This is a genomic window from Aliivibrio salmonicida LFI1238 (assembly GCF_000196495.1).
GTDB classification, from domain to species: Bacteria; Pseudomonadota; Gammaproteobacteria; order Enterobacterales; family Vibrionaceae; genus Aliivibrio; species Aliivibrio salmonicida.
Map to the genome: position 1 here is coordinate 142,351 of NC_011313.1, position 22,690 is coordinate 165,040.

Genomic DNA, 22,690 nt, shown 5'->3' on the forward strand with positions numbered 1-22,690 from the left:
TTATCCTACAAACCTTATTATGCTGCCCTCAATTCTGACTGAACTATCGCATGGGTGACTAAATCATTGACCGAATTTCCGACTCGGAAATTCGTAAACACCAGACGACTTTCACATAAAATACATTCGTACGGATCTACTTTTACATATCCTTTTAACATTGCGGCATACCCTGGCATTTTCGGCTCAGCTTCTATTGTCATACCTAAAGCTGCATAAACTCTAGGCAGAGCTTCTCCACGACGACGCATTGATAAAAAACCGTAGTATCGGATCATCTTGAAATGTTTATCAGGATAGTGCTCTACTATCCGTCTTATCATCTCTTCTGGTGATAATGTTAGGCTGTCTGTTGTTCCTGTTCGATGGTCTAAATAATTAAACGTTATCATTCCGCCTTTGGCGTAATGACTTAAACGTGACGCTGAAATCGGGGGCCGTTTTAAATACCGACCAAGATAGTTCATCGTCGGTTTTACATTATTTGTCTTTTTAGCAAAATGAAGCTTCCAACGACGATTATATTGACTGCTTAAAAAGCGTGACCAATCCGTTTTATTACGGATATAGGGGCATTCTTCGCTTGATAAATCAAGCTCATAATAAGCCTTACCCAATAAACTGACGATAGCCGCTCTCCAACAAGGCTCTGTCGTTTTCATTTGGAAGTAAATGGGTTTCCATAAACCGGTACGTTCACAAATTCCCCCACGAGTGACCGATAAATGTAAGTGCGTATTCCAATTCAGTTTTCGACCGTAAGTATGAAGAGCACAAAAGATACCGACATCTATTCCTTTATCTTTTGCCCATCCCAGCAGAATGTTTGCAGCACATTTGAATAATTTATTTAACAGCCAACGGTTATGACGAAAGATAGGCCATAGCGTGTTTGGAAGGGTAAAGGTGATGTGTTGATATTCGCATTCAGGGAAGACATGTTGTTGCTTTTGTATCCATCGCTCTGTGGCTTTCATGCCACAGCTACTGCACGCTCGAGATTTACAGGTTTGGTGAATATATTTGATATGGGTACAGTCAGGGTTGCAACAATGATATTCGCGAGAGCCAAAAGCCGCTGTCCCACAGGACAGCATCTTTGTGACATTTTCAATCACGACCGCTCTTAGGTTAGCTTTGTTATTATGAAGAAATTTAAGCCAGTTATTTTGACTATTAAATAATTGTTTCAGGGGTTTATATGCGTGCATGGCGATAGGATAAACGATTTATTGGCAACAATGGAAGAGGTTGAGTCCTTTTGATTTGCGCCGTAGGCGCCTATTGTTCAATGCCCTTATCGAATGATGAGGGCTTTTCTATTGCTCGTAAAATAGACAGTAAACAATCCCCAAACGTAAACAATGTAAATTGAATGTCAACGCAAATCATTATCAATTACATTACCATCCATTATTCTTAAATGATCCTGTCTTATTCATGTTGCTGAAAAACAAACAAGTACAATTGTGGGCGCGTCGCTTACATGTTTACGTATCAATGGCGCTTCTACTCGTTGTCTTATTTTTCTCGATCACAGGGATCACGCTAAATCGCCCTGATTGGTTTGTCAGCAGCTCTCCAGACATCAAAAACACCACTCTTTCTGTTCCTAATGATGTGCTTTTTTCTCTAGATGAAAAACACCACGTTCTTTGGAATAAACCAAACACCGTCGCTTTGCTTGATTACTTAAATCAACATACCAACCTTTCTGGAACGCCTTCTAATGTCGATATTTTTACCGACGTTGAAGACGGTGAATTAGTCGAGGGTGAATTGTCATTAAACTATAAAGGCCCCGGTTATAACGCGTCTGTTTATATTGATTTAACGACAGGTATAGCAGACATCGAAAGCTCAAATTATGGTGTTGTTGCGTTATTAAATGATTTACACAAAGGACGAAACAGCGGTGAGGTCTGGAAGGCATTCATTGATATTACCGCGCTATTAATGGTCTTTTTTGTACTCACAGGTGTGTGCTTAATTTTACCGAAAAAAAGAACACTGATGACATCAATGAAGTGGATGGCATTTGGCTCGTCAATCACGCTTGCATTGTATTTTATTGCCGTACCTTAACCCTTTTAATCTTGTATCCATAAGGACATCACAATGGCTTCACTCTCTACCTATTTACGTCATTCAATTGCTGCAATGGTCTTAACTACACCTCTTTTGGCTAATTCAGCGGCTATTTCTGAGAGTGCGAAAGTCGATGTTGCTTTTGAGCTTCCGACGATTACGACCACCATGTACGCGCGTCCTTATGTGGCGGTGTGGATTGAAAACAGCGAACGTAAATCAGTAAAAACGATTGAGCTGTGGGTAGGTAAAGATGAGTGGCTAAAAGATCTAAGAAGTTGGTGGCGCAAAGTCGGTCGTTACGATCGTGAATTAGTTGATGCTGTTACTTCTGCAACTCGACCAGCAGGAAAATATAAATTCAGTTGGGATGGAAAAGACGACTCAGGCCAGACGCTACCACAAGGGGATTATACGTTACATATCGAAGTGGTTCGTGAGCATGGTGGTCGTAATTATTTACGCCAAAAAATGAAATTGACCGACACTGATATGTCATACCAACTTGCTCCAACTGAAGAGACTGGCGTAATCACAATCGAATATAAAAATTAATCTAGATGTCCATTTATCAGGGAATTAAACGAATTATGAAAACGACAATAATGAACAATAAAGTAAAGGCCGCAATATTAAGTGGCGTAATGGCAGCAGGTTTACTGGTTGCTACGACTGCGAACGCTCACCCTCGTTGGGTATTGCCTTCTCATTTTACGGTTTCTAAAGAAGGTGGTGATTGGCTTACGTTTGATGTTACCGCTTCACACGGTACGTTTGTATTTGATAAACCGGCAGGCAGTGATCAAGCACAAGTAGTGATGCCTGATGGTCGTACTGAGCGTCCAAACTTTGTCGTTAAAGGCAAACGTCGTTCAATGTTTGACTTCTATTTTGAAGAAGAAGGCACGCATAAAGTTCGAATTAATAACGAGCCAACGTATTACACCCAATATAAAGCAGGCCGTCGCGATACGGTGAAATGGATTAAAGCAACTAAGGCGGATCGTGCATTAGTGCTTCCTGAGAAAGCGCGTGATGTGGTAAGCCAGGTAAGTTTTACTCGTGCTGAAAGTTACGTGACAGTAGGCAAGCCTACAACAGAAGCAATGAAGCTTGATAATACGCTGTTAGAGCTTAAGCCATTAACACACCCATCAGATATTCTTGAAGGTGAGCCAGTTACTTTTCAGTTCTTCTTTAATGGTAAACCTCAAGCAGGTGTAACGGCGGATATTACTCGTGAAGGAACGTTATACCGCAATCATCAAGAGCAAATAGACGTAGTGAGTGATAAAGAGGGAAAAATCACTTTTACTCCTGAAACTGCGGGTCGTTACCTGATGAAATCAAATTATAAAGGTGAGCTGAAAGACCACCCACTTGCAGAACAAGCAAGCGTAAATGTTCACTTAACGTTTGAAGCACTACTTCAATAATGCAGTTAGCACCACTTTCCGTAAAGGTGGGTGGTGCTTTTTTATCGAGATTTATTCATGACTAAAGTAAACCTGAAAACCCTTTTTGTATCTTCTCTTCTTTTTTCTTCTGCGAGTTTTGCGCATTTTCCTTTAATGAGCTGTTGGTTTGAATCGAATCAAGTGCTGTGCGAAACAGGCTACAGTGATGGCAGCAAAGCCGTTGATTATGATGTGAATATGTACGATTACGATGACAACCTGATTGCAAAAGTCACCACAGATAAACGTTCAATTGCGGAATTTGCGAATCCTGAAACAGACTTTTATTTGGTGTTTGATTCTGGACATGAAAGCCCAGTTGAAGTCGATGTTGTCGAGATCTCAGAGAAATGATTATTCAATCTGTCACTCCAGATAATGGAAGCGCAGAAGGCAAATGGATCGCACTCATTATTGGGTGCATTTTGCTTATTGCGGTGGTCGGGTTGCCATATCATCAATCGAACGATGAAGGCGTAAAGCTTGAATCACACCAAGTTCTTATCACCGATTTAGCGCAAGACGATTTAGCTATGATTGCTGAGCTACGTTTAGCCTATGAAGAAATTTACGATATTCAGGCTGAATCAACAGAAGAAAATGCATGGCCAGAGATTGTTTACTTAGCGGATGAATGGTTACCGCCTTTTGTGCAAGACCAAAGCTGGGAACGTCGCGGAAAACACCAATGGCAGCATTTAGGTTCTGGAGTTTATCTGGGTTTAAAAGTGAAAAAAGAAGGCGCTGCGTCATTCATTTTTAATGTGAAAGGCGATGATATTGAGCTTTGGCTGCACCCTGAATTGATGTCGACCTCTATCTCCTCTGATTCAATCTCTTGGAATGAAAGCGAACTCATTCAACAGCAATGGGTACAAGTTGTATTTCCTGCTCATGATACTCATTTAAATTGATACCAATTAAAGATAAATAATAATGATGAAATCTATTTTATACGTACGTTCTTTTGTTCTGCTTAGCTTACTCTCTTTGTTTTCTGCGTCGGCGATGTCGGCAGAAAAACCTTTGGTGATTGGCATTACCTTACAACCTTATTACAGCTATGTGAAAGCAGTAGTAGGTGATAAAGCAGAAATTCTTCCTTTGGTTGATGCAGGGTTTAATCCCCACAATTATTTACCCCAACCAAACGATTTAAAACGTTTAAATAAAATGGATGTGATTGTTGTTAATGGCATTGGTCATGATGACTTTGCGCTAAAAGTGATTGCGGCGGCAAACAACAGCGAGTTAATGGTATTAGAAGCCAATAAAGACGTTCCGTTGTTACCAGCAATGGGGCAATCTGTAGGTAAAGGGGCGGTGAACCCACACACATTTGTTGGTCTATCTACAACAATTCAAAAGGTTTACACCATTGCCAATGAACTATCTCGAATTGACCGTGAAAATGCGTCGTTCTACCGTAAAAATGCACGTAAATACGCGAAAAAATTCCGATTAATGAAGCGTGATGCCATGTTATCTCTAGGTGAATTAGATACCGCAGGAATGAAAGTAGCAACAACGCACAATGCGTATGGTTATATTCTTCAAGAATTTGGTGTTGATGTCGCTGCAGTTATTGAACCTGCTCACGGCGTAGAACCAAGCGCGAGCCAACTGCAAGGGACGATTGAAAAGATCCGTGAATCTGACATTGATGTTTTATTTTATGAATTGAACATGCCAAACCGTTTTGTCGACACGATTGAAGAGGCGACAGGCGTTCAGTTGTATCGCTTTTCGCACATGACGCACGGTCCTTATGAAGACAATAAAGTTGAAATTGAAATGAAATCAAATTTAGACACCCTAATCGAAGCCATGAAATTTGCCGCTGATAAGGACGCTAAATAATGTCAGGACCAGCAATTTCGTTAACCAATGTTGGGCTGACTTATGGTGAAAATACCATTTTAGAAGGGGTGAACCAACGCTTTGAAGCCGGTCAATGCCATGTGGTGATGGGGCCTAATGGCGGAGGTAAAACCTCGTTATTGCGTTCAATTTTAGGATTAACCGCGTTTCAAGGTGAAATTAATATTGAATGGCCAGAGCAGAAAGGGGTGATTGGTTATGTGCCACAAAAAGCCGTTTTTGAATCTAGCTTGCCACTAACGGTGAAAGATTTCATTTTATTGAATCAAACGCGAGTGCCTCTGTTTTTAAGTGCGTTATGGCGTAAGAAAAGCAGCCAAGAAGCATTTGCAATGGCGCAGCTAGAGCGTGTTGGTATGTCTAACCGTGCCGATCGTCGCATGGGGCAACTTTCTGGTGGTGAGCAACAACGTGTGTTATTCGCGCAAGCGTTACTGGATAATCCCGATTTACTTGTTCTTGATGAACCAACAACAGGAATGGATGAGCACGGGGTTCGTTATCTTGAATCCTTAATGCATGAATTTATCGCGCAAGGTAAAACGGTATTAGCCGTTCACCACGATGTGACCGCTGTTCGCCGTCTTAAAGCACATGTTCATGTTATCAATCGTAATTTGGTTGATTCTGGTTGTTATTCAGAAGTATTAAAACCTGAGAAAATTGAACGTTTATTCAATCATTATACGGGTGCAAGTGCTCAGTACGATGCATCAAAAACCAACAATGGAGAGGCTGCGTAATGGAACTGTTTCGTCAGTGGGCGTTATATGGCGTCGATCAAGGTTTCTTAAGTGACAGTTTTTCGTATGCCTTTATGGTTAATGCTATTGTTGCCGCTATCCTTTTAGGGCCATTGTTAGGTGGTTTGGGGACGTTAGTGATTGCAAAGCGTTTAGCCTTTTTCTCTGAAGCGGTTGGTCATGCCGCCTTAACGGGTATCGCGTTAGGTGTGTTATTGGGAGAGCCAGCAGAGAACCCAATCATCGGCTTATTTAGTTTCTGTATGATCTTTGCTTTGTTACTGCATTTTGTAAGAAACCGAACCAATGTGCCTTACGATACGTTAGTTGGGGTGTTCCTTGCCTTGGCATTGGCTGTGGGCGCTGCATTACTGATGTACGTAGCACGTAAAATTAATATTCACATGCTAGAGAACGTATTGTTTGGTTCTATCTTAACGGTTACGGACCAAGACATTGCGATTTTAGCAGGCAGTTGCTTATTGATTGTCGTGGTATTAATTCCGATGTTTAATCGTATTTTATTAACCTGTATCAGCCCTGATATTGCTAGAGTTCGTGGCTACAAAACCAATTTTTATGATTACCTATTTGTGATGATGATTACCCTTGTGACGATTGCATCGGTAAAAATTGTCGGTGCGGTTTTAGTTGGCGCGTTATTGCTCATACCTGGTGCAACGGCTCGATTGTTAACTAAGAATATGGGCAGTTTTGTCTTGATGTCTGCACTATTAGCGACAATATCGTGCTTGATTGGCACCGTATTACCGATGGAATTAGAAATGCCAGTGCCTTCTGGGGCTGCGATTATTATTGTTTCAGCTTTCTTCTTTTTACTTGCGACCACCTACCGAATTCTTCGTAAGAATTAACAGCGTAGACCTCAATAATAATCGAAGAATATAGGATAAGAAATGAAACAGAATTCAATGAAATGGATAGCGATTGCTAGTATATGTGTAGCCTCACTATTTAGCATCAAAACAGTAATAGCGGCAGATGTATTAACGGCAACCCCCGTGACGTATATGCTATCAAGCGAGTTATTAAAAGAAACGTCATTAACGACAAAGTATTTACCGCCAAATCGTTATGGGATTGAGCGTTTACCCAATTGGTTTGCCAATAAAGGGGCGAAAACCGTTCAAGACTCAGTAAAAACAGCCCAAGCGGTGGTGACGATTGGGGCGGTATGGGCTGATGATCCTCTGTATGTGAACGCAAGATACAGCAATATTCAGATTATTGAAGTCGATGCCTCTCAAGCGATAACTCCTCGTGCACAAGGTGTGGCAGCGTTACGTTTATCTGATGGAACGACCTCAAAATACGCATGGTTAAACCCAACAAACTTAATCAGAATGGTAGCGATTGTGAGTGATGATTTTCAACGTATCTGGCCTGATAAATCAGAGCAGATCCAAAAAAACCAAGAGCAATTTATGTTGTCGGTACGTCAATTAATCAACCAGCAGCAAAAAGTGATTTTAGAGAATGATATCGACTCGGTTATTTTGTTGTCTGAGCAGTTAGAAGACTTTGCCTCTGGCAATCAATTGTTTGTGGTTGATCGCTTAACAAAACCAGCTCTTGAATGGACAGAAGATGATAAAGCACAGTTGAAAGACTTAATTGAAGAAGATGAGTCAGTTTGGATTATCACAACTCAAAAACCAAACAAGCAGATGCAAGCATTTCTGCCAATGGAACGTGTATTGGTTGTTGATGCGGTTGATCGTTGGGGCAGAGCAGGAATAAACAGTAAAGCGCCATTACAGAGATGGCAATTAGCGTTATAGCCTTATCTAGATTGGGCGAGTTTACTCTAAAAATAAAAGCAGTAGGGGCTTATTGTTACGATCTAGCACCGACTGCTTTTTTTTATGGTTTTATTTAGTGTAGTTTAAATACCAAGGGATTATGACGATGTTTTCCCTAAAGATAGGCGGATTAGATTATTATCGTATACATAATTTAAGTAAGTCGTATTTTTTGATTAACATGAGAGTCAGAAAAGCACTAAACTATCCATGTTCTTATGGTTTTTAACAAATAGGGTTGTGTCGTTTTTTGTGAGGATCGAGGAATTGTTTTATTTTATTATTTTGAATCGCTGTCATTGTTTATAAAAAGGAAAAACTATGTCTTATGTAGAACCGATTAAAACACGTAAACATCTGAAACATGCAGAAAAATATCTTAAAAAAAATCATGACCTTGCTTTTACCCTTGTTTGGAATATTGGTATAGAAAGTGGATTAAGGATTAGTGATATTCTTAAATTACAGTATCGCAATATTAATTTATCAAATGGACAGTGTAAAATCATTGAAAGTAAAGGCACATTGGCTCGTAGAGCAAAAGCAAAGATGAGGGTGTTAAAAAAAGTAAAGGAAGAATTGCTTTTTCATTATCAAGCTAGGGGGTTGTCCAAAAAAATGAGTATTATCTATATTACCCCGCCTCAGCTGATTGTTTCTTTTATCCCTAAATCTTGGGAATCGACAGTGAATGAAAGAGTAAAGCACGCAATAGACTCTGCTTCACCTGTGACTCGAACTTTCTATTTGAGTGAATCTATTCTAATAACTCTTAAACAACGAAAACAAGAGTATAAAGAGCTAGCTAATGACTATATTTTTAATCGTCAGACACTCTCAAGTAATCGTGCAAAAGGAGGGGAGGGACTGTTGACTCGACAAGCTTGTTGGTATGTTTTTTCTAAATTGACAGCGATATTGAAAGAGATTGGTGTTGATGTAAAGGTAGGGTGTCATACATTAAGGAAGAGCTTCGCTCGACATTTGTATTTTGCTACGGGTAAAGATATTGGATTGTTGATGACCGTTATTGGACATCAATCTGAAAGCATGAGTTTACGCTATATAGGCTTGTCCAAAGATGAGACTGAGTTGGCTCAAAAAAAATTAATTGTCTATTTATCGAGAAAAACTCGCATATGATAACTAGGCCGCAAATAATGACCTTAATATTAACCATTTATAATGAGTTAAATGTATTTCATATTAAAAATGTATGCATATGTGTTTTAAACACGGCTTTATTTAACAGATGTAAGAAACGGTTCGTTTTATAGGTTATTCTTTAAATATCAATAATTTACGACTAAGTTGTTTCGGTGTATTAACGTTATTTTTTATACTAAACTATTTCCTCCTATCTTTGCAAACCACTGCCTATCTTACTTTCTTATCTTTATCTAACAATCTCTTACATTTGTTAAGTAGGATTTTATTAATATACGGCTTCATATTTCCTTAAATTAAAGTAGTTTATTTTGAGGTGTACTGTTACGTCTTGGAATTGTGTGTTTATTCATGATATTACGGTGAATTCTAATTATGGACATGCTGAGAAAAAGGGTTTACAGCCGATTTCATAAGGCGGTCAATGTTTCTGGCTACTTATCTCTAGAGTCAATAATCGACAGTTATTTTGTATATCAATCTGGTTATCGAACTGATAACTCATTTGATCCCATAGAAATGGATCACGTAAATATGAATAGCATTATTCAATCTAAAAAAAATCGTACTCTGTATTCATATTTGAAAATGGAAAAATCGCTAAAGATGAGCAATCGGAATAGAAGTATTAAACATAACGGTACTTTTGATAAATTAGATACAGCTAATTCATTAATGTGCTTTTTAAAAAATAATCTATAGATATATCGAGAGTAGCCACATTCACAATTAAAATTATTTATTTAAGGTATGATTTTATGTTTTACATTGAAGATTTGAATAAAATGATCGTAAGCGTGCGGGGAACTACACCTTGTCTTTTACATTCCAAGGTAAAAGTGAATCGATATCTGGCGATCCAACACATAAACGATCTAGACAATACCTAATATAATCGTAAGGGATTAATCCGTTTGCCTTTGCTGTTTCTACAATGCTGTAAAGCATTGCACTTGAATCTGCACCAGCCGTTGAACCCGAAAATAACCAGTTTTTCCGGCCGATAACAAACGGTTTAACCGCTCGCTCTGCTCGATTGTTATCAATAGATAACAATCCATCATCAATATAACGAACTAATTTATCCCATTGATTTAATGTATAGCTAATCGCCTCACCTAATTTTGTTTTAGGTGATACTCGACTAACTGCGCTATCAAGCCAATCACGGAGCTCTTTAAGTAAATCGCGGGCTTCTGTCTGCCTAGCAACATACTTGGCTTCAGGGGAAGCCTCTTTTAATAACGATTCGATCCGGTATAGCTTTTGGATTTTACTCAATACCCAATCTGCACTCCCTGTTTTCCCTTTTACTTGAACACGTTGAGCCTCAATAAATCGTCGACGTGCGTGTGCCCAACAGCCAACTAAAATCGCTTCAGTTTGTTCATAACCTTGGTAACCATCGGTATGTAAATACCCGTTATAACCTTTTAAAGGTAAGGAATTTGAATGTTGCTGAGTTAGCATTGGCCCGTCTAAAAAAGCCAATTTCACCATCGCTGTTTTTTTAAAAGGTATCGAAAATATAATTATCGGGGATTTTATAACTGTTTTAGCCCTATTTCATGAGTTTTAGATACACTTATCCTACAAACCTTATTATGCTGCCCTCAATTCTGACTGAACTATCGCATGGGTGACTAAATCATTGACCGAATTTCCGACTCGGAAATTCGTAAACACCAGACGACTTTCACATAAAATACATTCGTACGGATCTACTTTTACATATCCTTTTAACATTGCGGCATACCCTGGCATTTTCGGCTCAGCTTCTATTGTCATACCTAAAGCTGCATAAACTCTAGGCAGAGCTTCTCCACGACGACGCATTGATAAAAAACCGTAGTATCGGATCATCTTGAAATGTTTATCAGGATAGTGCTCTACTATCCGTCTTATCATCTCTTCTGGTGATAATGTTAGGCTGTCTGTTGTTCCTGTTCGATGGTCTAAATAATTAAACGTTATCATTCCGCCTTTGGCGTAATGACTTAAACGTGACGCTGAAATTGGGGGCCGTTTTAAATACCGACCAAGATAGTTCATCGTCGGTTTTACATTATTTGTCTTTTTAGCAAAATGAAGCTTCCAACGACGATTATATTGACTGCTTAAAAAGCGTGACCAATCCGTTTTATTACGGATATAGGGGCATTCTTCGCTTGATAAATCAAGCTCATAATAAGCCTTACCCAATAAACTGACGATAGCCGCTCTCCAACAAGGCTCTGTCGTTTTCATTTGGAAGTAAATGGGTTTCCATAAACCGGTACGTTCACAAATTCCCCCACGAGTGACCGATAAATGTAAGTGCGTATTCCAATTCAGTTTTCGACCGTAAGTATGAAGAGCACAAAAGATACCGACATCTATTCCTTTATCTTTTGCCCATCCCAGCAGAATGTTTGCAGCACATTTGAATAATTTATTTAACAGCCAACGGTTATGACGAAAGATAGGCCATAGCGTGTTTGGAAGGGTAAAGGTGATGTGTTGATATTCGCATTCAGGGAAGACATGTTGTTGCTTTTGTATCCATCGCTCTGTGGCTTTCATGCCACAGCTACTGCACGCTCGAGATTTACAGGTTTGGTGAATATATTTGATATGGGTACAGTCAGGGTTGCAACAATGATATTCGCGAGAGCCAAAAGCCGCTGTCCCACAGGACAGCATCTTTGTGACATTTTCAATCACGACCGCTCTTAGGTTAGCTTTGTTATTATGAAGAAATTTAAGCCAGTTATTTTGACTATTAAATAATTGTTTCAGGGGTTTATATGCGTGCATGGCGATAGGATAAACGATTTATTGGCAACAATGGAAGAGGTTGAGTCCTTTTGATTTGCGCCGTAGGCGCCTATTGTTCAAAAGTTAACTGGATGGTAGCCATGCCTGCTAGATTGATAATCATAAAGTACAATTCCAGGCAAAACACCAGAGCCTGGAGAATCATAGCCAGAGCAGTAGACCCACATATAACATTTTGCTTTTTCAACATCCAACACATTTACCGTTGTTTCATCACAATGCAGAGTGGGTTGTTCAAGCAAAATACGATGTAACTCGTTATTAAGAGGGGTAAATAGTACCGAGCATTTTATTAACCAATCCGCCATCGTTCGCCGTCCAATAATGATACCCCATTGCTGAAATAACGTTTCTTGACGATAAAGTGGAAGACTGTATTGAAATTTAGCCGTAATAATTTGAGCAAGTAAACTTGCGGTCGCAATCCCTTTAGGGATTGGTGACGCTGGCATTGGGGCTTGTTTAATGTCTACTGAAGTATTGTTTTTTTCACAATTTCGGCAAGCATATTTAGGACGAACATGTTGAATAACTTCCACTTTAGCTGGTACAAATTCCAACTTTTCACTGATGTCTTTACCCATCGCATGCATCTCTAGACCGCAACACTTACAAGTTTTATCTTTTATGTCGTGGATAATAACAGTACGCGGTAAGTCTTCAGGTAAGCGTTGGCGTTTTGGCTTTTGACGAGTGTAGGTAATCGTTTGTGTGTCATCATTTTCAATGATGATTTCTTCTTCTGTTTCATTGAATAAATCAAATTGAGTCGAGTCAGATTCACTGCTTTTACCAAAGCGCTGATGTTGAGCCAGTCGAAATTGCTCTAGAAGACGGTTATATTTATTTTCAAGCTGAAGCACAAGTGCTTTCAGCTCGTCAATGGTATCAGGAAGTGGTTTTATTTTATCAGTCATGTAGATGACTATATAACGATAATACAGGTAATCAATCGGTTGCCTCCTATTCTTGACTGAGAATCAACTATTTAAAGGGTTGTTTGATAATGTACCGGTTGATGTCCTAAGATATCAAAACCTTGTAATAGCAGTGTCAGTTGCTGCTCTGATAATGCTAACGTATCGTTATTTATATTTCGTGGCCATTTGAAGCGGTCTTCATCTAATCGCTTGTACCATAAAGCGAATCCTGTTTTATCCCAATACAATATTTTGAGTTTATCACGAGGCTTATTGCAAAATATAAATAGAGCATCACTAAACGGTGATAGTTGCATTTCTTGCTCAACAATCACGACAAGGCCATTAATGGCCTTGCGAAAATCGACAAAATCACGATGAAGATAAATGGTGGAAACATCAGTAAATACATTCATGATTGATACCCTTTTAATAAGAGTCCTATCCAGTGAGGTTCAGTATTAGCTGGCAATGTTAATCGCAATTTTCCGATAGAAAGTTGAATATCTGGTAATTGTGGAGTGGCGATGATAGTTGATGTTAACGCTTCTACTTTCAAGAAAGTAGAAGCGTTAATCTTTTGTTTCCATCGTGCTTTACGTGCACTAAATGTCTTTGGCAGAATATTATGGTTACGACAAAATTCAGCGGCACTAAGCTTGCTAGATTGCTGAGATTCAAATAGAGCGTGCCATTGCTCTGGTGTTCTCTTTTTATCTTTTTGCATAATTACGTTCTCGTTAAATGAAAGATCGTAAGATACGCATAATGAATTTTATTTGTTAGGTGTAGTTCCCCGCACGCTTACGGAACACTTCGTTAAGGTTTGGCTTTAATAGAAAGTACAACAGACCAACCGTGATCGGTAATAGAACCAGCGTGACTGGCACACCAAAGGCCATCCATTCCGTAAAGCTTAACCCCACTTCTGCCGCGGCAATCGCGTTTGGTGGGCTACCAACGATGGTTGCAATGCCACCGATACTGGCACAATAAGCGATACCAAGCAGAACGAACACATACGTATTGTGACCTGTTTTAGAATTTACTTTATTCAATACACCCAGCACGAGTGGCAGCATCATGGCTGTGGTTGCTGTGTTGCTTATCCACATTGATAAACCGGCCGTTACCCCAAACAGCATAAAGACGGCGGTGCTCATTTTTCCCTTTGCTAATACAAGAACTTTATCTGCAATGGCTTTATCTAATTCTTGTCTGTGTAATGCGGCTGCAAGAGCGAACCCGCCTAAGAATAAAAAGATAATTGGGTTCGAAAAATTACTCAAGGCTTTGCCTGTATCAAAGATCCCAAAAGCCACGGTAAGTACAGGGACAAGAAGGGCGGTAATACTCACATGCAGTGCTTCTGTGAGCCATAGAATGGCGACAAAGACTAAGATGCTTAATCCAAGCACAACGTCTCGTTCGAAAGGTAAGAAATTATAGAGAAGAGCAAAAAGAATAACGTCGAAGAGAATGATCAGACTGTTTTTATTCAGGAACCATTCCGTGGTATTTGTGGGTAAAGGTATGTTTTCGTTTTTGTGCATGTTGAGCTCCATTCTGACGATGAATTGTTTCTGATGACCAAGAATTCCCTGATGAGCACAGTTTCTAGATCGATAGTTATTGACTAACTTTGGCTGCTATTGTCACAGAATAGTAACCTTAGTAAATAAGAGGTTATGGGGTTTGTCGTTTTGATCGTTTCTGTAATTTCATAAGTATGCTTTCATTCACGTTTTAAACACAATTGGGTACAAGATTGTTGCTTTTATGTTAATTGTAAATTTGTTAATAAAATTAACAAATTTAGTCCTGTATCAACCTTGGTACTTGACGTCTAGGTATTGAGTTACATTGTTAATCGTTGAGTAATTAATTGTTATTGATTGGTTTTTTTAATGTATGTTGAATTTGGTATTGATGTGAATATTGGATTTTTTCTTTATTTACAACAGGTTAAATTTATTTCTTTTGTGATTTGACTTCCATTTTATATCGATGTTTATCGTGTTGATTTGGACTTTAGACTACATTCCATCACTCACGCAGTAGGCTTGTTGATATAAATAATAAATAACAATGCCTTATTTTACGTTTCTGGTTGTGGTAAATGGATTCGGTTTGATTTGTATGAATATTGAACAATGTTCATCCTTGGCTGTGTGATATGAACAAAATAATTATAATTTTAAGGAATAAATGATGAATAAATGCTCAACGAAAACACTACTTGCACTGTCATTGATTGCTGCTAGTTCAGGTGTTGCTGCTCATGGTTACGTATCAGAAACAAATGATGGTATTGCGGGATCTCGTGCTGCGCTATGTAAGTATCCGACGTCTGATACTCAAGAAAAAAACACAAACTGTGGTTCTGTTCAGTGGGAACCACAAAGTGTTGAAGGCGATGAGGGCTTCCCTGAATTCGGTCCTGCTGATGGCCAAATTGCAAGTGCGGGTCTATCGCAGTTTTCAGAATTAAATGAACAAACGTCTGATCGTTGGGTAAAGCGACCTATTACAGCTGGGAAACAAACGTTTGAATGGACATTTAGAGCAAACCACGTAACAAAAACGTGGACGTATTACATGACAAAGCAGAACTGGAATCAAAATGCCGTTTTAACGCGTGACTCTTTTGATCTGACGCCATTTTGTGAACTTGGCTATAACATGAACCAACCGCCACTTGCTCCAGAAACCTTTTCTCATGAGTGTGTGGTTCCTGAGCGTGAAGGTTATCAAGTTATCCTAGCGGTTTGGGATGTTGGTGATACATCAAAAGCATTTTATAACGTGATTGATGTGAAATTTAGTGGCGACGGTGGTGTGGTTGATCCAACTTGGACTCAAGGTGGGCAAATTAACCCAACTCGTGATTTAAACGTTGGTGATGAGGTTTACACACGTGTATTTGTTACATCAGGTGAGAACTCTGCATTATCAACACGGTTGGTTATTGATAACGCAACACAAGGTCAAGCAAATAACTGGACTTATGCGTTAGCAACTAAGATCAATAAAGAGCAAGAAAATATTGGTGCCGGTCAATTGAATGATAAAGGTGAATTCTCACCTAGCTTTGGTTCAAATCCAGTGTATTTGAAATCAGGCAGCGGCTTAAATAACGTAGAAATTGGTTACCAAATTGAAGCGCCAGAACCAAGCTATGAGCTAAATGTTCAAGGCTTAGAACCTATGTATACTATCGGTGAAGAAGCAACAGAGTTAGATCTTACGCTTGCGGCTACTGGTGATATGAATGTGGAACTAACGGTATATAACCACGCGAAAGAAGCGTTAGCGAATACGGTGGTTGATATGAAAGACGGAGATGTTGAGCCGATAGTTATGACGTTATCTAAGTCAGAAAAAGGTCATCATATGCTTGTTTCTATTATCAAAAATACAAAAGGTGAGTTAATCGATCAAATTACGTCTGATTTCCATCTGATGGAAGCGCAAACACCACCTCCAGCGGGTGATTATGAGTTTGTGTTCCCTGAAAATGTAAAAAACTACACAGCAGGTACTAAAGTATTAGCTGAAGATGGTGCTATCTACCAATGTAAACCATTCCCATATTCTGGCTACTGTGTTCAGTGGACAGAAACTGCGACGAATTTTGCCCCAGGTGTTGGCTCTGATTGGGCAATGGCTTGGGATAAAATCTAACCAAAGTCTGTAAATTAATTGGCCATATCGTTTGGTATGGCTAATTTTTCAAAGAGGTTATATGAACTTACCAACTTATTATGATCGTTTTAGCCAAATATTGCATTGGGTAATGGCTACCATCATCATTTACGCCACAATTGCAGGCTATGTGATGCATTTAGTTATTAATAATTATCCAGTTGTTTTTTATGTGTTATCAATCATTAATATGTCATTGGCAACGATTGGAACCCTACTATTTATTATTCGATGGTTTTGGTCTTATTTCCGGCCAGCAATAAAAGAAGTCGATCATAAGAGCGCAATAGAAGCGAATGTTGCTGGTTTTATGCATGCATTGTTGTATTTCTTAATGTTTGTTGTTTTTGTTTCTGGCTTTTTGATGTTAGAACATCCGTACACATTTTTCTGGTTATTTGATGTCAATAATGTGGTTGAAAATCTTGCCATTAATCAATTCTTTTTTATGATTCATCGAGCTGGGTGTGCTTTATTAGGCTTGAGTGTGATTATTCATGTTGCAGCGGCTTGCCATCATCACTTTATCCGAAAAAATCGATTACTGGATAGAATGACGAAATACAAAGAGCAATCTTAAATAAGTAAAGAGTATTAATTTAAGGGCTTTCTAACCATGGAGGCCCTTTGTTATGTGAGTGAGCACATATTCACATCCCGACGAATAAAAGAGATTCATTGGTTGTGCAGGGCAAAAGATGAGGGGTTATTTTACTCGAATCAGTCGATGCTCGACGTTATTAAGCATTAAAACAATCACTTGTGAACGTTTCATTATATCCACTTTTTCTATCATTTCCGCGCTGTATTTTCTTTTTACCATCCATTGCATTGGTTCTTCAAAGTTATCTTCATTAATAACAAAAGATTCATCATTTAGAGTGCCTTCATGAATGTTAATGATCCAAATTCGTGATTAAAATTCAATGACTTCACCAATAGCCGTTTTGATTTGAGTGAGGGTATTAGTAACGGAACGACGAAAACTCATAAGATCTCTTTGATTAATAATGACAAGGGCAAGAACGTTGAGGGGTAGAGTAGCGACAAAGAAAGTAGGGTACAATAGGCTATTATTAGTAAAATGAGATCATGAGTACAAACCATGACTAAATTGCGATATTTAAAAGGGTATCCTGAGCATATTCTGGCACAGATTGAGCTGATGATAGATAACGGGAAGTTAGCCGAGTGGGTAAAAAATAAATACCCAACAATGCATGACATTACCTCAGAGAAAGCCTTATTTGAATACACTCAAGCTTTCAAAAACAAATACATTAAGAAATCATCACCGTTAAGTAAGGTGGTGTACGATCCTAAAATACATATTGTCAATAATGCGTTGGGTTTGCATACGTTTGTTTCTCGTATTCACGGTAATAAGCTGAAAGCAAAAAATGAAATCCGCATATCAAGTGTGTTTCGTAAGGCACCTGAACCATTGCTACGTATGCTTGTGGTTCATGAATTAGCGCACATCAAAGAGAAAGCCCACAACAAAGCCTTTTACGCGCTGTGTTGTCATATGGAGCCTGAGTATCATCAATTAGAGTTTGATGCGCGTTTGTATTTAACGTATTTAGAAACGATATAGCGTCTATTTATCGATGCCCTGTTCTTTGCGTTCTTCTTCGCATTCGTAAGAGGCCATTTCAAACTCACGGCATATCCATGGTCGGTTTTCATAAATAGTACACATTAGGGTGTCGCGATCGACAGCGGCACACCAACCATCTTCTGAGCGTAACATCACTTCACTTCCCCATTCATCACGGTCTATGTAGACTTCTGGTACGCCAGTGTCTGTAATGATCATCACTTCTAACTTACAACAACAAGCTTGGCAATTTTCACAAGTAATGCCAGATCCTGTATTTAATGATGCCGTAGTTAATAGAGACTCTGTAGGAGAAGATTCAGTTAGAACAGTAATGTCGATTGAGTTGATGGTCATAATTATCGTGATTGTAAGCAATATTGTGACTAGGGTAACTCACCAAGACCGATATCACGAATAATAAAAAGAAAACACCGCGAATAATTAAATCGATAAGGGACAAGCATCATTGAAATGGTAGAAGATTGATGGTGGAAAAAATGAGAGAAAACGCGTGTCTTTTTATCAAGGGTAGAACTTTAAATGTAGTCCAACTGATACTATTAAAGATAGTCTTTTTTATAAAAGAAATCACAAATAATGGTTAGCTCACAGAATAGAATAAACAGACTTACCAAGCAGACACTCCTTTGCTAAATATACGGCTGAAAGGTATGGATTTAGGAGGTTATTATGTCTATTAATTCTATTGATCACGGTGATATCACCGAAATGAAAGGCAAGTATGATTACGATATTGCCGATGAAGTAGTAACAAATATTACAGAGTGTCAGAAAAAAACAGCAGCACGTCGTCGCATTGAAACAATGCGAGAAATTCGAGAGAGTGGTCTTACGCTTGCAGAAGCGAAAGACTTAGGCCTTATTCATTAATTTTTGATTTCTACCTTCATACCTTCATTGTTTTATCATTAATGCGCACCAGTTTTAATTGGAGCGCATTTTTATTGTGTCGTTATTAGCACCCACTGCTCTCAACAATAAAGCTTGGCGTTGGAGTAGATGGTGTTGCTTGCTCATAACGGAAATAACATTGTGAGCTCTCAAGCTCATCAATCGAGTTTGCAAAGCCAATATATAATGCGTCGTTATTCGTATTTTTTGACTCTGAAACGAGCAATTTACCTTGAAGATTCAATGAGGTTACCACTGACGCATTGTCTAAATGGCCTAGAACTAATATTGGCTCATTGATGTCTTGTAAACTGTTTTGATTTAAATCTAAAAAATAACGGTCAGTTGTGCCAATTTGAACCGTATACCCTTGATTGTATTGTTCATGTGCCATTTTATCTGCGTGCTCTGTAGCGTCTTTAACACCATTAATGACTCTTTGTTTTGCATTGTGTTGAATATTGAGTAAGAAAGGCGTGGCAGCAAGACCTAATATCACTAAGATAACCACAACAATGATTAACTCTGTAGAAGTGAATTTTTTATTGTTTTTCATAAAAGAGCGACTCATTAACTTAAATGTATATTTAGTATTAGCTATGTAATGGTTGCATAAAAATTGATGTAAATTGCAAACATATCGACCTGCATTAATCGCAGGTAGGGTGCTGATTTTATATCATTAGTTGATAAAATACACATTAACTTTATAAGTATCCTAAATAATTGCAGGAATTATGCGCAAATGAGACAATTTTAACGTGTTGATTATGGATGTTTTTTTAATGCTAGAAAATAGCAAGGCAAGAGATTAAACTTAGGCGGTGATTAATTAAATGAGCTTGTTATGAAAAACCTGTCGCTGTTGCCTCCAAAAGAAAAAAATAAAATCGAATTAGATAAGCAAGCTGCGTTCTTTGTTTGGAAGGTAAAAAATGCAAAAGCAGGTCCTGACCTTTGGGTAACCGAGGCGGGTAAGCTTGAAGATGAGTCAGAACGTCTATTTTTTCAGCAATCTATTGAAAAATACAAGTCAAAAATGGGCGTAGCGTAAAGGTTCCTTGATCTTTAGTAGCGCACCATATCTGTAATTTGGTAGAATCCCGCCATAATTTAAAGTCCATAAACAAAAAAGAGAGAACTCCGATGGGAAGAAGTTTTGAAGTGCGCAAGTCTTCAATGGCTAAAACACAAGGCGCAAAAATCAAAGTTTATTCTAAATACGGTAAAGAAATTTACATGTGTGCTAAGAATGGCGGTCCTGATCCAGACATGAACTTGTCTCTAAAACATCTTATTTCGAAAGCGAAAAAAGATCAGGTTCCTACACACATTATTGATAAAGCAATCGACAAAGCAAATGGCGGTGGTGGTGAAGATTACCAACACGCACGCTATGAAGGTTTTGCGCCAGGCGGCGCAAGCGTAATCGTTGATTGTTTAACAGACAATGGCAACCGTACTTTCCAAGACGTTCGTCAATGTTTTGTTAAAACAGGCGCTAAAATTGGTAGCCCTGGTACAAGTTCTCACATGTTTGATCACCAAGCTGTATTCCAGTTTAAAGGTGAAGATGAAGAAGCAGTACTTGAAGCATTAATGATGCAAGACGTTGATGTCACTGACATTGAACTTGAAGATGGCGTGATCACCGTATTTGCACCAAACACTGAGTTCTTTAAAGTGAAAACAGCACTGGCTGCTGAATACCCTGATCTAGTGGTCGATGTGGAAGAAATTACGTTTGTTCCTCAAAACCCAATGGAAATAACGGGTGAAGATGCTGAGAAATTCCAAAAATTCTTAGATCTATTAGACGATTGTGATGACGTTCAACAAGTTTATCATAACGCGGAATTAGAAGATTAATTGACACTGCTCAATTAGCCTCATAAAAACCGAGTAGAAGTACTCGGTTTTTTTATAGCCTTAATTTATTCAGCCAATTATACGGTTTGAATAAATTAAGGTTTTATTGGTTACAGTAATCAAAGATTGAGTAATCTCTCAGTTACTGTATCCTACAGCGCTCGCAGTTTTGCGCTTAATGATCATTATTAGAGAAAATTTTAGTATGGGTTTTACCTCTCTGGGCTTATCTGCCCCTATTTTAAAAGCTGTAGAAGCTCAAGGTTACAGCACGCCTTCACCAATCCAATTACAAGCGATTCCAGCGGTAATTGAAGGGAAGGACGTTATGGCGGCGGCTCAAACAGGAACAGGTAAAACAGCAGGCTTTACACTTCCTCTTCTTGAGCGTTTATCAAAAGGTCAAAAACTTAAGTTTAACCAAGTTCGTGCATTAATCTTAACACCAACTCGTGAGCTTGCAGCGCAAGTGCATGAAAGTGTTGAAAAATACAGTGTGAATCTTCCACTAACTTCTGATGTCGTATTTGGTGGCGTTAAAGCAAACCCACAAATGCAACGCCTTCGTAAAGGTGTTGATGTATTGGTTGCAACCCCTGGCCGTTTGTTGGATCTTGCGAATCAAAATGCAATTAAATTCGATCAACTGGAAATTCTAGTTTTGGATGAAGCTGACCGTATGTTAGATATGGGCTTTATTCACGACATTAAAAAGATCTTAAATAAATTACCTAAGAACCGTCAAAATCTACTTTTCTCTGCGACGTTCTCTGATGAGATCCGTCAGTTAGCAAAAGGGCTTGTAAATAACCCCGTTGAGATTTCAGTAGCAACGCGTAACACAACGGCAGAAACGGTTGAACAATCAGTTTACGTTGTTGATAAAACGAAAAAAGCGCGTGTTCTTACTAAGCTAATTAAAGACAATGACTGGAAACAAGTATTGGTTTTCAGCAAAACTAAACATGGTGCAAACCGTTTAGCGAAGACTCTTGAAGAGAAAGGCATTAGCTCTGCGGCTATCCATGGCAATAAGAGCCAAGGTGCACGTACGAAAGCATTAGCTAACTTCAAGAGCGGTCAAGTTCGTGTATTAGTAGCGACAGACATTGCTGCTCGTGGTTTGGATATCGAGCAATTACCACAAGTTATCAACGTTGACTTACCAAAAGTGCCTGAAGATTACGTTCACCGTATTGGCCGTACTGGTCGTGCTGGCGCAACGGGTAAAGCAATCTCTTTTGTGAGTGAAGATGAAGCAAGTGAATTGTTCGCGATTGAGCGTCTAATTCAAAAAATCTTACCTCGTCATACATTAGAAGGTTTTGAACCTGAAATGAAAGTGCCTGAGTCAAGATTAGATTCTCGTCCTATCAAAGCAAAGAAACCAAAGAAAACACATGCACCACGTGTAGAGCATAAAGATGGTCAACGTTCAGGTGAAAACCGCAGTGGTCATAAGCAAGGCGCGAAACCGGCTCCAAGACGTAACACTGAGAATAAAGACGGTGCTGCTAAGAAAGAAGGCGGTAATGCTAAGAAACGTCCTACTGATGGTGGTAAACCTAGATCGAAAGGCAATGGTGAAAACCGCGGTAATGGCAGTAACTTTGGTAGTGGTAAACCAAAATCAGATGCGACAAAACCACGTCGCCAAGGCCCACGTCCAGCGCGTAAGCCAGTAGCTCAATAATTATCTAACCGA

Annotated in this window: 23 protein-coding genes and 3 pseudogenes; 17 read left to right on the plus strand and 9 right to left on the minus strand. The window is 38.9% G+C overall.

Translation table 11 applies throughout. The annotated features are described in order from the left end of the window. Nucleotides 1–17 precede the first annotated feature (17 nt). On the minus strand, nucleotides 18–1,211 hold the full coding sequence (locus VSAL_RS16720) for an IS91-like element ISVsa9 family transposase (protein WP_012548955.1): 1,194 nt from the start codon (nucleotides 1,209–1,211) through the stop codon (nucleotides 18–20). Nucleotides 1,212–1,440: 229 nt separating this feature from the next. Here VSAL_RS16720 and VSAL_RS16725 point away from each other — a divergent pair, with 229 nt between their 5' ends. The 10 genes from VSAL_RS16725 to VSAL_RS16770 all read left to right on the plus strand — a co-directional run bounded on the left by VSAL_RS16725 (nucleotide 1,441) and on the right by VSAL_RS16770 (nucleotide 9,135). Continuing rightward, nucleotides 1,441–2,085: a PepSY-associated TM helix domain-containing protein gene (locus tag VSAL_RS16725; RefSeq protein WP_012551529.1), complete on the plus strand. Its 645-nt coding sequence runs from the start codon at nucleotides 1,441–1,443 to the stop codon at nucleotides 2,083–2,085. A gap of 75 nt (nucleotides 2,086–2,160) precedes the next feature. Beyond that, entirely contained in the window at nucleotides 2,161–2,643 is a 483-nt protein-coding gene (locus VSAL_RS16730) for a DUF2271 domain-containing protein (protein ID WP_231850980.1), read from the plus strand. Nucleotides 2,644–2,693: 50 nt separating this feature from the next. Beyond that, entirely contained in the window at nucleotides 2,694–3,524 is an 831-nt protein-coding gene (locus VSAL_RS16735) for a DUF4198 domain-containing protein (protein ID WP_085941893.1), read from the plus strand. A gap of 57 nt (nucleotides 3,525–3,581) precedes the next feature. Further along, on the plus strand, nucleotides 3,582–3,899 hold the full coding sequence (locus tag VSAL_RS16740) for a hypothetical protein (protein ID WP_012551532.1): 318 nt from the start codon (nucleotides 3,582–3,584) through the stop codon (nucleotides 3,897–3,899). Next, nucleotides 3,896–4,459 (plus strand): DUF6162 family protein, encoded by a 564-nt coding sequence (locus tag VSAL_RS16745; RefSeq protein ID WP_012551533.1) that lies wholly within the window; start codon nucleotides 3,896–3,898, stop codon nucleotides 4,457–4,459. Before VSAL_RS16740 ends, VSAL_RS16745 begins: the two co-directional genes overlap by 4 nt. Nucleotides 4,460–4,481: 22 nt before the next feature. Then, on the plus strand, nucleotides 4,482–5,405 hold the full coding sequence (locus VSAL_RS16750; protein WP_012551534.1) for a metal ABC transporter solute-binding protein, Zn/Mn family: 924 nt from the start codon (nucleotides 4,482–4,484) through the stop codon (nucleotides 5,403–5,405). Continuing rightward, nucleotides 5,405–6,169, plus strand: coding sequence for a metal ABC transporter ATP-binding protein (locus VSAL_RS16755; RefSeq protein ID WP_012551535.1), 765 nt, complete (start codon nucleotides 5,405–5,407; stop codon nucleotides 6,167–6,169). The genes VSAL_RS16750 and VSAL_RS16755 overlap by 1 nt, the downstream gene beginning before the upstream one ends. Further along, nucleotides 6,169–7,044: a metal ABC transporter permease gene (locus VSAL_RS16760; protein WP_012551536.1), complete on the plus strand. Its 876-nt coding sequence runs from the start codon at nucleotides 6,169–6,171 to the stop codon at nucleotides 7,042–7,044. The genes VSAL_RS16755 and VSAL_RS16760 overlap by 1 nt, the downstream gene beginning before the upstream one ends. A 42-nt stretch (nucleotides 7,045–7,086) precedes the next feature. Further along, nucleotides 7,087–7,971, plus strand: coding sequence for a metal ABC transporter substrate-binding protein (locus VSAL_RS16765; RefSeq protein WP_012551537.1), 885 nt, complete (start codon nucleotides 7,087–7,089; stop codon nucleotides 7,969–7,971). A 342-nt stretch (nucleotides 7,972–8,313) separates the two neighbouring features. Further along, nucleotides 8,314–9,135 (plus strand): tyrosine-type recombinase/integrase, encoded by an 822-nt coding sequence (locus VSAL_RS16770; protein ID WP_012551538.1) that lies wholly within the window; start codon nucleotides 8,314–8,316, stop codon nucleotides 9,133–9,135. 831 nt (nucleotides 9,136–9,966) lie between these two features. On the opposite strand, the pseudogene VSAL_RS16780 reads toward VSAL_RS16770, so the two are convergent. The 6 genes and pseudogenes from VSAL_RS16780 to VSAL_RS16805 all read right to left on the minus strand — a co-directional run. Next, nucleotides 9,967–10,596 (minus strand): annotated as a pseudogene (locus VSAL_RS16780) (IS66-like element ISVsa2 family transposase); the annotation flags it as partial. A 165-nt stretch (nucleotides 10,597–10,761) separates the two neighbouring features. After that, complete coding sequence (locus VSAL_RS16785; protein ID WP_012548955.1) at nucleotides 10,762–11,955, minus strand: IS91-like element ISVsa9 family transposase; 1,194 nt, start codon at nucleotides 11,953–11,955, stop codon at nucleotides 10,762–10,764. 80 nt (nucleotides 11,956–12,035) lie between these two features. Then, nucleotides 12,036–12,893: pseudogene (locus VSAL_RS16790) on the minus strand (IS66-like element ISVsa2 family transposase); the annotation flags it as partial. A gap of 71 nt (nucleotides 12,894–12,964) precedes the next feature. Continuing rightward, nucleotides 12,965–13,312, minus strand: a complete 348-nt coding sequence (gene tnpB, locus VSAL_RS16795; protein WP_012548924.1) for an IS66 family insertion sequence element accessory protein TnpB — start codon at nucleotides 13,310–13,312, stop codon at nucleotides 12,965–12,967. Next, the gene (gene tnpA, locus VSAL_RS16800; RefSeq protein ID WP_012548925.1) at nucleotides 13,309–13,623 is read right to left on the minus strand and encodes an IS66 family insertion sequence element accessory protein TnpA; all 315 of its coding nucleotides are present in this window, start codon (nucleotides 13,621–13,623) and stop codon (nucleotides 13,309–13,311) included. The genes tnpB and tnpA overlap by 4 nt, the downstream gene beginning before the upstream one ends. Before the next feature lie 82 nt (nucleotides 13,624–13,705). Beyond that, nucleotides 13,706–14,449 (minus strand): annotated as a pseudogene (locus tag VSAL_RS16805) (SLC13 family permease); the annotation flags it as partial. 658 nt (nucleotides 14,450–15,107) lie between these two features. On the opposite strand from VSAL_RS16805, the gene gbpA reads away from it, so the two are divergent. From gbpA to VSAL_RS16820, 3 genes are all read left to right on the plus strand, one after another. After that, nucleotides 15,108–16,580, plus strand: coding sequence for an N-acetylglucosamine-binding protein GbpA (gbpA, locus tag VSAL_RS16810; protein ID WP_049940440.1), 1,473 nt, complete (start codon nucleotides 15,108–15,110; stop codon nucleotides 16,578–16,580). A 61-nt stretch (nucleotides 16,581–16,641) separates the two neighbouring features. After that, nucleotides 16,642–17,181: a cytochrome b gene (locus tag VSAL_RS16815; protein ID WP_012551541.1), complete on the plus strand. Its 540-nt coding sequence runs from the start codon at nucleotides 16,642–16,644 to the stop codon at nucleotides 17,179–17,181. 525 nt (nucleotides 17,182–17,706) lie between these two features. Further along, the gene (locus tag VSAL_RS16820) at nucleotides 17,707–18,198 is read left to right on the plus strand and encodes a M48 metallopeptidase family protein (protein WP_012551542.1); all 492 of its coding nucleotides are present in this window, start codon (nucleotides 17,707–17,709) and stop codon (nucleotides 18,196–18,198) included. Between the two features lie 3 nt (nucleotides 18,199–18,201). On the opposite strand, the gene VSAL_RS16825 is transcribed toward VSAL_RS16820, so the two are convergent. Then, the gene (locus VSAL_RS16825) at nucleotides 18,202–18,558 is read right to left on the minus strand and encodes a YkgJ family cysteine cluster protein (RefSeq protein ID WP_012551543.1); all 357 of its coding nucleotides are present in this window, start codon (nucleotides 18,556–18,558) and stop codon (nucleotides 18,202–18,204) included. A gap of 336 nt (nucleotides 18,559–18,894) precedes the next feature. Here VSAL_RS16825 and VSAL_RS16830 point away from each other — a divergent pair, with 336 nt between their 5' ends. After that, entirely contained in the window at nucleotides 18,895–19,095 is a 201-nt protein-coding gene (locus VSAL_RS16830) for a hypothetical protein (RefSeq protein WP_012551544.1), read from the plus strand. An 85-nt stretch (nucleotides 19,096–19,180) separates the two neighbouring features. On the opposite strand, the gene VSAL_RS16835 is transcribed toward VSAL_RS16830, so the two are convergent. Further along, complete coding sequence (locus VSAL_RS16835) at nucleotides 19,181–19,672, minus strand: hypothetical protein (protein ID WP_012551545.1); 492 nt, start codon at nucleotides 19,670–19,672, stop codon at nucleotides 19,181–19,183. A 291-nt stretch (nucleotides 19,673–19,963) separates the two neighbouring features. Between VSAL_RS16835 and VSAL_RS16840 the strand changes: the two genes are divergently transcribed. The 3 genes from VSAL_RS16840 (at nucleotide 19,964) to VSAL_RS16850 (ending at nucleotide 22,678) form a co-directional block, all read left to right on the plus strand. Further along, nucleotides 19,964–20,170 carry a DUF3283 family protein gene (locus tag VSAL_RS16840; RefSeq protein WP_012551546.1) on the plus strand — a complete coding sequence of 69 codons (207 nt, stop codon included), beginning with the start codon at nucleotides 19,964–19,966 and terminating at the stop codon, nucleotides 20,168–20,170. 92 nt (nucleotides 20,171–20,262) lie between these two features. Further along, nucleotides 20,263–20,985, plus strand: a complete 723-nt coding sequence (locus VSAL_RS16845) for a YebC/PmpR family DNA-binding transcriptional regulator (protein ID WP_012551547.1) — start codon at nucleotides 20,263–20,265, stop codon at nucleotides 20,983–20,985. 205 nt (nucleotides 20,986–21,190) lie between these two features. After that, the gene (locus VSAL_RS16850) at nucleotides 21,191–22,678 is read left to right on the plus strand and encodes a DEAD/DEAH box helicase (protein WP_012551548.1); all 1,488 of its coding nucleotides are present in this window, start codon (nucleotides 21,191–21,193) and stop codon (nucleotides 22,676–22,678) included. Nucleotides 22,679–22,690: the final 12 nt, after the last annotated feature.

Coding starts and splice junctions, on each gene's coding strand:
- VSAL_RS16820 (WP_012551542.1), top strand. CDS start 17,707: ATGACTAAATTGCGATATTTAAAAGGGTATCCTGAGCATATTCTGGCA.
- VSAL_RS16750 (WP_012551534.1), top strand. CDS start 4,482: ATGATGAAATCTATTTTATACGTACGTTCTTTTGTTCTGCTTAGCTTA.
- VSAL_RS16730 (WP_231850980.1), top strand. CDS start 2,161: ATGGTCTTAACTACACCTCTTTTGGCTAATTCAGCGGCTATTTCTGAG.
- VSAL_RS16825 (WP_012551543.1), bottom strand. CDS start 18,558: ATGACCATCAACTCAATCGACATTACTGTTCTAACTGAATCTTCTCCT.
- VSAL_RS16740 (WP_012551532.1), top strand. CDS start 3,582: ATGACTAAAGTAAACCTGAAAACCCTTTTTGTATCTTCTCTTCTTTTT.
- VSAL_RS16840 (WP_012551546.1), top strand. CDS start 19,964: ATGAAAAACCTGTCGCTGTTGCCTCCAAAAGAAAAAAATAAAATCGAA.
- VSAL_RS16785 (WP_012548955.1), bottom strand. CDS start 11,955: ATGCACGCATATAAACCCCTGAAACAATTATTTAATAGTCAAAATAAC.
- VSAL_RS16815 (WP_012551541.1), top strand. CDS start 16,642: ATGAACTTACCAACTTATTATGATCGTTTTAGCCAAATATTGCATTGG.
- VSAL_RS16770 (WP_012551538.1), top strand. CDS start 8,314: ATGTCTTATGTAGAACCGATTAAAACACGTAAACATCTGAAACATGCA.
- VSAL_RS16760 (WP_012551536.1), top strand. CDS start 6,169: ATGGAACTGTTTCGTCAGTGGGCGTTATATGGCGTCGATCAAGGTTTC.
- VSAL_RS16755 (WP_012551535.1), top strand. CDS start 5,405: ATGTCAGGACCAGCAATTTCGTTAACCAATGTTGGGCTGACTTATGGT.
- VSAL_RS16830 (WP_012551544.1), top strand. CDS start 18,895: ATGTCTATTAATTCTATTGATCACGGTGATATCACCGAAATGAAAGGC.
- VSAL_RS16845 (WP_012551547.1), top strand. CDS start 20,263: ATGGGAAGAAGTTTTGAAGTGCGCAAGTCTTCAATGGCTAAAACACAA.
- VSAL_RS16720 (WP_012548955.1), bottom strand. CDS start 1,211: ATGCACGCATATAAACCCCTGAAACAATTATTTAATAGTCAAAATAAC.
- gbpA (WP_049940440.1), top strand. CDS start 15,108: ATGAATAAATGCTCAACGAAAACACTACTTGCACTGTCATTGATTGCT.
- tnpA (WP_012548925.1), bottom strand. CDS start 13,623: ATGCAAAAAGATAAAAAGAGAACACCAGAGCAATGGCACGCTCTATTT.
- VSAL_RS16745 (WP_012551533.1), top strand. CDS start 3,896: ATGATTATTCAATCTGTCACTCCAGATAATGGAAGCGCAGAAGGCAAA.
- VSAL_RS16765 (WP_012551537.1), top strand. CDS start 7,087: ATGAAACAGAATTCAATGAAATGGATAGCGATTGCTAGTATATGTGTA.
- tnpB (WP_012548924.1), bottom strand. CDS start 13,312: ATGAATGTATTTACTGATGTTTCCACCATTTATCTTCATCGTGATTTT.
- VSAL_RS16850 (WP_012551548.1), top strand. CDS start 21,191: ATGGGTTTTACCTCTCTGGGCTTATCTGCCCCTATTTTAAAAGCTGTA.
- VSAL_RS16835 (WP_012551545.1), bottom strand. CDS start 19,672: ATGAAAAACAATAAAAAATTCACTTCTACAGAGTTAATCATTGTTGTG.
- VSAL_RS16735 (WP_085941893.1), top strand. CDS start 2,694: ATGAACAATAAAGTAAAGGCCGCAATATTAAGTGGCGTAATGGCAGCA.
- VSAL_RS16725 (WP_012551529.1), top strand. CDS start 1,441: ATGTTGCTGAAAAACAAACAAGTACAATTGTGGGCGCGTCGCTTACAT.